Here is a 10,568-nt window from a genome sequence, read left to right on the forward strand (position 1 = left end):
TTTTACGATGGAAATGCTGAAGTTTGGTAAATTTGCTGCGCTGGCTCTGGCCATGGCTGTAGCTGTAGGTTGCTCGTCCAAAGGCGGCGACAATGCCGGTGAAGGCGCTGTAGATCCAAACGCTGGTTACGGCGCAAACACTGGTGCAGTTGACGGCTCCCTGAGCGAAGAAGCTGCTCTGCGCGCAATCACCACTTTCTACTTCGAATACGACAGTTCGGACCTGAAGCCAGAAGCCATGCGCGCTCTGGACGTTCACGCCAAGGACCTGAAAGCAAACGGCGCTCGCGTTGTTCTGGAAGGCAACACCGACGAACGTGGTACTCGTGAGTACAACATGGCACTGGGCGAGCGTCGTGCGAAAGCCGTTCAGCGTTACCTGGTACTGCAAGGTGTTTCCCCAGCTCAGCTGGAACTGGTTTCCTACGGCGAAGAGCGTCCAGTTGCTACCGGCAACGACGAGCAGTCCTGGGCTCAAAACCGTCGCGTCGAACTGCGTAAGTAATTCGTCATGCGAACGTGCCGTCGTGCTGTAACTGTTTTGGCTCTCAGCCTCGCACCGCTTGCGGTGTGGGCTGCGGTTCCTGTGGTCGATAACGACTCCGGCTATACCAATAGCGGGACTAGTAATCCGCCTGCAGGTTACGGTACGAACGGCGCCTATGCCGGGGGAGGGGTTTCGGCCCCTGTCTCGGCACAGGGCGAGCTGTTCAACCAACTGCAATCAATGCAGGAGCAGATCTCGCGCCAACAAGGCATCATCGAAGTTCTGCAAAATGATGTAGCGCGCATGAAGCAAGAGAACCTGGAGCGATATCAGGATCTTGATCGGCGCATAGGAACCGGCGTTGCACCAGCCGCGACTCCTGATAATTCTTCCACCGGTGGCAATTTGAATGCCCCCGGTGCAGCAGCGGGGGCAGCCGCAGGAGCGGCAGCCGCTCAGGCACCTGCCGCGGGTAGCGAACCGGCTGATCCGGCGAAGGAAAAACTGTATTACGATGCAGCCTTCGACCTGATCAAGGCCAAGGATTTCGACAAGGCCAGCCAGGCGTTTGCCGCATTCCTGCGCAAGTACCCGAACAGCCAGTACGCGGGCAATGCTCAGTACTGGTTGGGCGAAGTGAATTTGGCCAAAGGCGATCTGCAAGGTGCAGGTCAGGCGTTTGCCAAGGTTTCGCAGCTGTACCCCAAGCACCCTAAAGTGCCTGATTCGCTGTACAAGCTGGCTGATGTAGAGCGTCGCCTTGGTCATCCCGACAAGGTCAAAGGCATTCTGCAGCAGGTTGTGTCCCAATATCCGGGCACTTCCGCCGCTCAGCTGGCCCAGCGTGATCTGCAAAAGATGTAAGGCTGCTTGACCTGTTTTGAAGAAACCCGCGCTTGTCGCGGGTTTTTTCGTTAGAATTCACGCCCTTTTTATGAAACACGCTTTTTGGAATCTGCGCGTTGGCGGGGTTCCTTGAAGTGCCTGACGGAGGCGGACAGCCTGTTTAGCTGTTATGCCCGTGGCGACTATGCAAGACACATTGAGAATTACCGAAGTTTTCTACTCGTTGCAGGGTGAAACGCGGACTGCCGGGCTGCCCACTGTTTTTGTGCGCCTGACCGGTTGCCCATTGCGTTGCCAATACTGCGACAGCGCCTACGCATTCACAGGCGGCACCATTCGCCCGCTCGATGACATCCTCGAGCAAGTGGCCGGTTTTCGTCCGCGTTACGTCTGTGTCACCGGCGGTGAGCCGCTGGCACAACCCAACGCTATCCCATTGCTCAAGCAGTTGTGTGACGCCGGTTACGAGGTCTCGCTGGAAACCAGCGGTGCCCTGGATATCTCTGCGGTCGATCCACGGGTCAGTCGCGTCGTCGACCTGAAAACCCCGGGTTCGAAAGAAGCTCACCGCAACCGCTACGAGAACATCGAACTGCTCACGCGCAACGATCAGGTGAAGTTTGTCATCTGCTCGCGGGAAGACTATGACTGGGCCGTGTCCAAGCTGATCCAGTACGGTCTGGATCAGCGCGCCGGCGAAGTCCTGTTCTCGCCCAGTCACCATGACCTGAATGCTCGGGACCTGGCTGACTGGGTGGTGGCGGACAACCTGCCAGTGCGTCTGCAATTGCAGTTGCATAAATATCTTTGGAATGACGAGCCGGGGCGCTGAAATGACTGAACAACTGAACACTACCGAAAAACGTGCGGTCATTCTGCTGTCCGGCGGCCTTGACTCGGCGACCGTCGTGGCGATGGCTCGTGCTGAAGGCTACAGCTGCTACACCATGAGCTTCGATTATGGTCAGCGGTCTCAAGCAGAGTTGCACGCCGCTGCACGTGTTGCCCGTGACCTGGGTGTGGTCGAGCACAAGGTGATCGGTCTCAACCTGAACGGTATGGGCGGCTCGGCACTGACTGACAGCAGCATCGACATTCCGGAAGAGCTGGGGGAGGGCATTCCAGTCACTTACGTGCCGGCGCGCAACACGGTATTTCTGTCGCTGGCGTTGGGCTGGGCTGAAGTGCTCGGTGCCCGCGACATCTTCATCGGTGTCAACGCCGTGGATTACTCCGGTTACCCGGACTGCCGTCCCGAGTTCATCGAGTCCTTCGAGCGCATGGCCAATCTGGCGACCAAGGCTGGTGTAGAGGGGAATGGTTTCCGCATTCAGGCTCCACTGCAGAACCTGAGCAAGGCACAGATCGTCCAGGCAGGCGTGAAGCTGGGTGTTGATTACGGGCTGACTGTTTCCTGCTATCAGGCCGACGATAACGGCCGTGCATGCGGTAAATGCGACAGCTGCCGACTGCGTGCAGAAGGCTTCGCGGCGGCCGGAATCAGCGACCCAACACCTTATTTTTGATTTATTTCAAATTAGGTGTTGAATAGTCCTTAAAAATCAGTATTATACGCGCCACCACACAGCGGGTCGTTAGCTCAGTTGGTAGAGCAGTTGGCTTTTAACCAATTGGTCGTAGGTTCGAATCCCACACGACCCACCATTTTTGTAGCAGTTTTAAAAGTCTGGAAGGCCCACGCAAGTGAGGATTTCCGGATTTTTTTTTGCCCGCGATTTGAGCTCGCCCAGTTCCGGGCTGCGACCCGTGACGCAGGTCAGAATCATCTTTTGCATCAACGGGATATTCTGTAGCCTTGCGCAGCTTCAACGTTGTCCGTGGCTGATGATACTCACTCTCCCGGCGGTACCCTGAAGGGTCCGGAGCCGGGTGTATACTCGACTTTCGCGCGAACGCGCCTGCAGGTCTTGCGAACATGACGCAGATTTCCGAACGCCTTCTGGTTCAAGCCCACCTCGACGCCAAGCAGCCCAAGCCGCTGACTGCCGAGGAAGAGGCCTATTACCGTGCCGCCATCGCTGCCGAGCTCAAGGCTCAGGATGCGGTGCTGGTTGCTCACTTCTATTGCGATCCAGTCATTCAGGCCCTGGCCGAAGAAACCGGTGGTTGCGTCTCCGACTCGCTGGAGATGGCTCGCTTCGGCAGTGCTCACCCGGCCAAGACCGTGGTGGTCGCCGGTGTGAAGTTCATGGGCGAGACCGCCAAAATCCTCAACCCTGAAAAACGCATCCTGATGCCAACCCTGGAAGCGACCTGCTCGCTGGACCTGGGTTGCCCGGTGGACGAGTTCTCGGCGTTCTGTGATCAGCACCCGGAACGTACCGTGGTGGTGTATGCCAACACGTCGGCGGCGGTCAAAGCCCGGGCGGATTGGGTGGTGACTTCAAGCTGCGCGCTGGAGATCGTTGAAAGCCTGATGGATAACGGCGAAACCATCATCTGGGGCCCGGACAAACACCTGGGCACCTACATCCAGCGCCAGACCGGCGCGGACATGCTGCTGTGGGACGGTGCCTGCATCGTTCACGAAGAGTTCAAGTCAAAGCAGCTCGAAGACATGAAGGCGCTGTACCCGGACGCAGCGATTCTGGTGCATCCGGAGTCGCCGACTTCAGTGATCGAGTTGGCGGATGCCGTCGGCTCCACCAGTCAATTGATTGCGGCAGCGCAGAGCCTGCCAAACAAGACCTTTATCGTCGCCACTGATCGCGGCATCTTCTACAAGATGCAGCAGCTGTGCCCGGACAAGGTCTTCATCGAAGCGCCAACGGCCGGTAACGGCGCAGCATGCCGCAGTTGCGCACATTGCCCGTGGATGGCGATGAATACCCTTGAGCGCACGCTCAAGAGCTTGAAGGAGGGGGCTAACGAGATCTTTGTTGATCCCGCGCTGATTCCGCAAGCGATTCGGCCGCTCAAGCGCATGCTCGACTTCACACAGGCAGCGCGGATGAAATTGGCCGGTAACGCCTGATTCGCCGACAGTGAGCCAAAAAAAACGCCCCGATTTGATCGGGGCGTTTTTGCATCTGCTGAATTACTTGGTTTTCTTTGGAATCCGCACGAGCTGGGTATTGGAGTAGATGTCGTGCCAGCTGCGTTTCTGTTTGTCGAACAGCGACCAGAAGAAACCCAGCCCGACGCACAGCAAGGACGCGATCGACACCACAAAGCGCAGCAACGCCTGCCACAGGCTGATGGATGAGCCATCGGCGTTTTGCACGCGTATGCACCAGACCTGCATGCCCAGGGTCTGACCGGACCAGGTCCAGAATTTGGCGAAGAAACCGAACAGCACAAACAGCAGCACCGTCGACAGCAATGGATCGCCGTCCAGCGCGCCGGCTTCGGTCAGGGTGCGCATTTTGTCTTCGCCGATGATCGCCATCTGGATCATCTTGTAAATGCCGCTGGTGACGATCAGCAGGGCGGTACACAACAGGAAGTCGTAGAACATCGCTGCCAGGCGACGACCCAGGGTGGCGACGGGAAAGTCGCCCTGGGGTTTGAGCAGGTGTTTCGACATGGCAGCCTCTGGGCGGAAAAAAGAAGCCATTTTACGGATTTACGCGCACAAAAAAGCCCCTGATGTCAGCATCAGGGGCTTTTTCGTTACAGAAGGTTAGGCTTCTGCTTGTACTTCGTCAGCCTGCATGCCTTTCTGGCCTTGCACAGCAACGAAAGTCACTTTCTGGCCTTCTTTCAGGCTCTTGAAGCCGTTGCCCTGAATAGCGCGGAAATGCACGAACAGATCCGGACCGCTTTCTGGAGTGATAAAACCAAAACCTTTCTCGTCGTTAAACCACTTGACGGTACCGCTCTGACGTGTGGACATTTCTTATTCCTTTGACGCAAAAAATTAATGACAGCCTCCTTCTTGTGAAAGAGTACTGGGGCTGGTTGCAGGAGAGTAAGAAGACGTCGAACGGGATGTAGCTAACTTGTAGGCTACTGCCCAGGTCACGATTCCAAGCGACCCATGCAAACACAGTGAACAAACTCTACGCCAACTACGGGAGAAAAAACAAGCCCTGTGGAGGGCCCGGATTTGCCCGCGCCGGGGCGTTTATGCCGCAACTAGTGCGGGCTTATGCAATCGTGGTGTTCAATTGTTTTCGATCGTTATAAGCAACGTTCATAAACGAAACTTACAGGTAAAGTGATGCACTGTTTTATGGCGGTTGCGTTACACATTAGTGCGCTGTTAACGCAACCGCGTTACTTATAGAAACAGTCAATCAGCCGCGGTAGTAGCGTTGTGGAACAAATGGCATTTTGCTTACAAGCAAAGGCACCTTTTTCCCACGAACAATCGCCCATACTGGTGTATCGAGAGCGATGAAAGCACTGTCGACGTAACCCATCGCCAAAGGGCCGCCCAGGGTCGGACCGAAGCCACCGCTGCAAACCGCACCAATGATGTCGCCTGCTTCATTGACGATCTCTGCGCCTTCGCGCACTGGCGTGCGTTCCTGAGGCAACAGGCCAACGCGCTTGCGGCTGACACCGGCTTGTTGCTGTCCAAACACGGTTTCAGCGCCAGGGAAGCCGCCGGCACGTGCGCCATCAGCGCGACGAGGTTTGGAGATAGCCCACAGCAGGCTCGCTTCGATCGGGGTGGTCTCGGTGTTCATGTCGTGGCCGTAGAGGCACAGGCCGGCTTCCAGGCGTAGGGAGTCGCGAGCGCCAAGGCCGATGGCCGCCACTTCAGGTTCGGCCAGCAGGGCGCGAGCCAGGGCTTCGGTGTTGGCGGCCGGCACGGAAATTTCGTAACCGTCTTCACCGGTGTAGCCCGAACGGCTGACAAAGCAGTCCACACCCAGCAGTTTCACGCGGGCGAACTGCATGAAGGTCATCTTCGCGACTTCAGGCGCCAGGCGCGCGAGTACGGTGACGGCAGCCGGACCTTGCAGCGCCAACAGGGCGCGTTCTTCGAACAGCGGCTCGATGGTGCACTGGTCGCCGATGTGCTTGCGCAGATGCGCCAGGTCCTGGTCCTTGCAGGCGGCGTTGACCACCAGGAACAGTTCGTCGTTACCCAGGTTGGCGACCATCAGGTCGTCGAGGATGCCGCCGGTCTCGTTGGTGAACATCGCGTAGCGCTGCATGCCCACCGGCAGGTCGATGATGTCCACCGGCACCAGGCTTTCCAGCGCCTTGGCGGCATTGGCGCCGGTCAGACGGATCTGGCCCATGTGCGAGACATCGAACAGCCCGGCCTGATCGCGGGTGTGCTGGTGTTCTTTCATCACGCCCAGCGGGTATTGCACCGGCATGTCGTAGCCGGCAAACGGCACCATGCGGGCGCCGAGTTCGATGTGCAGTGCGTGCAGCGGGGTTTTCGACAGTTGTTCGGTGGACATATTCAGCTCCTGAAAAAGTGTGCAGATGTGCGTAAACATCAGCACTCGATAATGTTGACCGCCAAACCGCCACGGGCGGTTTCCTTGTATTTGCTTTTCATGTCGGCGCCGGTCTGGCGCATGGTGCGGATGACTTTGTCGAGGGAGACGAAGTGCTGACCGTCGCCGCGCAAGGCCATGCGCACCGCGTTGATGGCTTTCACCGAGCCCATGGCGTTGCGCTCGATGCAAGGCACTTGCACCAGCCCGCCAATCGGGTCGCAGGTCAGCCCGAGGTTGTGTTCCATGCCGATTTCGGCGGCGTTTTCCACTTGCTGCACGGTGCCGCCGAGGACTTCGCACAGGGCACCGGCGGCCATGGAGCAAGCCACGCCAACCTCACCCTGACAGCCGACTTCTGCGCCGGAGATCGAGGCGTTTTCTTTATAGAGAATGCCGATCGCGGCCGCGGTCAGCAGAAAACGCACGACGCCGTCTTCGTTGGCGCCGGGGATGAAGCGCATGTAGTAATGCAAAACAGCGGGGACGATCCCTGCCGCACCGTTGGTAGGCGCCGTCACCACGCGCCCGCCGTTGGCGTTTTCTTCGTTGACCGCCAAGGCGTAGAGGTTGACCCAGTCCAGCACCGACAGCGGATCGCGCAGGGACGATTCCGGGTTCTTGCACAGTTGCCGATGCAGGGCTGCCGCCCGACGTTTGACCTTCAAACCACCGGGCAGGATGCCTTCGTTACGGCAACCGGCAGCGACGCAGTCCTGCATCACTTGCCAGATTTTCAGCAGACCGGCGCGAGTTTCCGCTTCCGGGCGCCAGGCACTTTCGTTGGTCAGCATCACCTGGCTGATCGACAGACCATAGGTGGCGCAGTGACCGAGCAGGTCCTTGGCGCTTTTGAACGGGAAGGTCAGTGGCGTGGCGTCTTCGACGATACGGTCAGCGCCGGCGGCGTCTTCATCGACCACAAAACCACCGCCGACCGAGTAGTACTCGCGGCTGCGGATTTGCAGGCCGGCAGCGTCGAAGGCGCGAAAGATCATGCCGTTAGGGTGATAAGCCAACGGTTTGCGGATCATCGCCAAATGTTCTTTCTCATTGAACGCAATGCTGTGTTCGCCGAGCAGGTTCAAGCGACCATTGCCACGAATCTCTTGCAGACGGGCGGCGACGGTTTCGGTGTTCACGGTGTCTGGGTGTTCGCCTTCCAGGCCCAGCAACACAGCCTTGTCGCTGCCGTGGCCTTTACCGGTGGCGCCGAGTGATCCGTAGAGCTCGACTTTGACGCAGGTGGTTACGGCCAGCAGCCCTTCACGGCGCAGACCTTCAGCGAAACGTGCAGCAGCACGCATCGGGCCGACGGTGTGGGAACTGGAGGGGCCGATGCCAATCTTGAACAGGTCGAACACGCTTAAAGACATGGTTGTTCTCCGGTTTCTTGTTATAGGAATTCACGGAATCTGGTGCTAGGCGCAGATCCCCTGTGGGAGCGGGCTTGCTCGCGAAAGCGGTGGATCAGTCGCCATCAATGTTGCCTGACCCACTGCTTTCGCGAGCAAGCCCGCTCCCACAAGGGGATATACGGTGTTCTTGAAAGTGGGGGCAGGCAAACCCGCCCCCACCCAGTTTTAAGCGTAGCTTTCGATCGACGGGCAGGCGCAGATCAGGTTGCGGTCGCCAAACACGTTGTCGACGCGACCGACCGGCGGCCAGTACTTGCCTTCGATCAGCGACGCGACCGGATACACCGCTTGCTCACGGCTGTACGGATGCGTCCACTCGCCGACGATTTCCGCCGCGGTGTGCGGGGCGTTTTTCAGCGGGTTGTCGTCCTTGTCCAGTGTGCCGTTTTCCACTGCGCGGATTTCTTCGCGGATGCGGATCATGGCGTCGCAGAAGCGGTCCAGTTCTTCTTTGGATTCGCTTTCGGTCGGCTCGATCATCAGCGTGCCGGCCACCGGGAACGACATGGTCGGGGCGTGGAAACCGAAGTCGATCAGGCGCTTGGCAACGTCATCGACGCTGATGCCGCTGCTGTCTTTCAGCGGACGCAGGTCGAGGATGCATTCGTGCGCCACCAGGCCGTTGCTGCCGGTGTACAGCACTGGGTAATGCTCTTCGAGGCGACGGGAAATGTAGTTGGCATTCAGGATCGCCAGTTGCGACGCACGCTTCAGACCCGCGCCACCCATCATCCGAATGTACATCCAGGTGATCGGCAAAATGCTCGCGCTGCCGAACGGTGCGGCGCACACCGCGCCTTCTTTGCGCTCCATCTGCGCGTGACCCGGCAGGAACGGGGTCAGGTGCGACTTGACGCCAATCGGGCCGACGCCTGGGCCGCCACCGCCGTGGGGGATGCAGAAGGTTTTGTGCAGGTTCAGGTGCGACACGTCGCCGCCGAACTTGCCTGGGGCGCAGAGGCCGACCATCGCGTTCATGTTGGCGCCGTCGATGTACACCTGGCCGCCGTGGTCATGAATGATGCCGCAGATTTCGCGGATGCCTTCTTCGAACACGCCGTGGGTCGACGGGTAGGTGATCATCAGCGCGGCGAGGTGTTCGCGGTGCTCGATGGCCTTGGCNCCGCTGCCGGTGGAAGTGATCCCGATGGCCCGCAGCCACGTGGTGTACACCTGGCCGCCGTGGTCATGAATGATGCCGCAGATTTCGCGGATGCCTTCTTCGAACACGCCGTGGGTCGACGGGTAGGTGATCATCAGCGCGGCGAGGTGTTCGCGGTGCTCGATGGCCTTGGCGCGCAGGTCTTCGATGTCGACGTTGCCGCGGGCGTCGCAGGCGGTGACGACCACGCGCATGCCGGCCATGTTGGCGGTGGCCGGGTTGGTGCCGTGGGCCGAGGACGGGATCAGGCAGATGTCGCGACGGTCTTCGCCACGGCTCTGGTGATAGGCGCGAATCGCCAGCAGACCGGCGTATTCACCTTGCGAACCGGCGTTCGGTTGCAGGGAGATCGCGTCGTACCCGGTGGCGGCGCAGAGCATCGCTTCCAGTTCATCGGTCAGCTGCTGATAACCGGCGCTTTGCGCGGCCGGGGCGAACGGGTGCCCGGTGGCGGCGCAGAGCATCGCTTCCAGTTCATCGGTCAGCTGCTGATAACCGGCGCTTTGCGCGGCCGGGGCGAACGGGTGCAGGGCACCGAATTCGGCCCAGGTCACCGGGATCATTTCGCTGGCGGCGTTGAGTTTCATGGTGCAGGAACCCAGCGGGATCATGGTGCGATCCAGCGCCAGGTCCTTGTCCGCCAGCTTGCGCAGGTAGCGCATCAGCTCGGTTTCCGAGTGATAACGGTTGAACACCGGGTGACTGAGGATTGGCGATTGACGCAGCAGGGCGGCCGGGATCGTGCTGACCACTGAAGCGGCGAGGGCGGCGAAGTCCGGCAGGGTTTTGCCGTCGGCCAGCAAGGCCCACAGGGTTTCCACGTCGGCTTGCGAGGTGGTTTCGTCGAGGGACAGGCCCAGACGTTCGGCATCGACCACGCGCAGGTTGATCTGCTGGGCGCGCGCCTGATCGTGTAGCTTGGCGGTGTTGGCGCCGGTGTTCAGGGTCAGGGTGTCGAAGAAGCTGGCTTGCTCGACGTTCAGACCGATTGTTTTCAAGCCTTTAGCCAGAATCGCGGTCAGGTGATGCACGCGGTTGGCGATCTGCGTCAGGCCTTTCGGGCCGTGGTACACGGCGTACATGCTGGCGATGTTGGCCAGCAAAACCTGCGCGGTGCAGATGTTGCTGGTGGCTTTCTCGCGGCGGATGTGTTGCTCGCGGGTCTGCATCGCCAGGCGCAGGGCCGGCTTGCCGAAACGGTCCACGGAGACGCCGACCAGACGGCCCGGCAT

Annotated in this window: 9 protein-coding genes, 1 tRNA gene and 3 pseudogenes; 6 read left to right on the forward strand and 7 right to left on the reverse strand. The window is 59.4% G+C overall.

Annotation, left to right across the window (positions count from 1 at the left end; translation table 11 throughout):
* Window positions 1-7: 7 nt before the first annotated feature.
* From pal to nadA, 6 genes are all read left to right on the forward strand, one after another.
* Window positions 8-505, forward strand: a complete 498-nt coding sequence (gene pal / locus ASC74_RS11015) for a peptidoglycan-associated lipoprotein Pal (protein WP_003178634.1) — start codon at window positions 8-10, stop codon at window positions 503-505.
* Window positions 506-511: 6 nt separating this feature from the next.
* Window positions 512-1,351, forward strand: a complete 840-nt coding sequence (gene ybgF, locus ASC74_RS11020; RefSeq protein WP_056741404.1) for a tol-pal system protein YbgF — start codon at window positions 512-514, stop codon at window positions 1,349-1,351.
* A 166-nt stretch (window positions 1,352-1,517) separates the two neighbouring features.
* On the forward strand, window positions 1,518-2,165 hold the full coding sequence (gene queE, locus ASC74_RS11025; RefSeq protein WP_046049720.1) for a 7-carboxy-7-deazaguanine synthase QueE: 648 nt from the start codon (window positions 1,518-1,520) through the stop codon (window positions 2,163-2,165).
* Between the two features lies 1 nt (window position 2,166).
* Window positions 2,167-2,859, forward strand: a complete 693-nt coding sequence (queC, locus tag ASC74_RS11030; RefSeq protein WP_046049656.1) for a 7-cyano-7-deazaguanine synthase QueC — start codon at window positions 2,167-2,169, stop codon at window positions 2,857-2,859.
* Between the two features lie 63 nt (window positions 2,860-2,922).
* Window positions 2,923-2,998: transfer RNA gene (locus ASC74_RS11035), tRNA-Lys, on the forward strand.
* Window positions 2,999-3,269: 271 nt separating this feature from the next.
* Window positions 3,270-4,328, forward strand: a complete 1,059-nt coding sequence (gene nadA, locus ASC74_RS11040; RefSeq protein ID WP_046049655.1) for a quinolinate synthase NadA — start codon at window positions 3,270-3,272, stop codon at window positions 4,326-4,328.
* 63 nt (window positions 4,329-4,391) lie between these two features.
* On the opposite strand, the gene ASC74_RS11045 is transcribed toward nadA, so the two are convergent.
* The 7 genes and pseudogenes from ASC74_RS11045 to ASC74_RS30970 all read right to left on the reverse strand — a co-directional run.
* Window positions 4,392-4,880, reverse strand: coding sequence for an RDD family protein (locus tag ASC74_RS11045; RefSeq protein WP_056741405.1), 489 nt, complete (start codon window positions 4,878-4,880; stop codon window positions 4,392-4,394).
* A gap of 96 nt (window positions 4,881-4,976) precedes the next feature.
* Entirely contained in the window at window positions 4,977-5,189 is a 213-nt protein-coding gene (locus tag ASC74_RS11050) for a cold-shock protein (RefSeq protein ID WP_003227496.1), read from the reverse strand.
* Between the two features lie 403 nt (window positions 5,190-5,592).
* Window positions 5,593-6,717, reverse strand: coding sequence for a glycine cleavage system aminomethyltransferase GcvT (gene gcvT / locus ASC74_RS11055; protein WP_056741406.1), 1,125 nt, complete (start codon window positions 6,715-6,717; stop codon window positions 5,593-5,595).
* Between the two features lie 38 nt (window positions 6,718-6,755).
* Window positions 6,756-8,132 (reverse strand): L-serine ammonia-lyase, encoded by a 1,377-nt coding sequence (locus ASC74_RS11060; RefSeq protein WP_056741407.1) that lies wholly within the window; start codon window positions 8,130-8,132, stop codon window positions 6,756-6,758.
* 207 nt (window positions 8,133-8,339) lie between these two features.
* Window positions 8,340-9,296: pseudogene (locus ASC74_RS30965) on the reverse strand (glycine dehydrogenase (aminomethyl-transferring)); the annotation flags it as partial.
* A 1-nt stretch (window position 9,297) separates the two neighbouring features.
* Window positions 9,298-9,347: pseudogene (locus ASC74_RS32640) on the reverse strand (hypothetical protein); the annotation flags it as partial.
* Window positions 9,348-9,359: 12 nt separating this feature from the next.
* Window positions 9,360-10,568, reverse strand: a pseudogene (locus tag ASC74_RS30970) (glycine dehydrogenase (aminomethyl-transferring)); the annotation flags it as partial.

This window comes from Pseudomonas sp. Root329 (genome assembly GCF_001424925.1).
Classification (GTDB): Bacteria; Pseudomonadota; Gammaproteobacteria; order Pseudomonadales; family Pseudomonadaceae; genus Aquipseudomonas; species Aquipseudomonas arabinosi.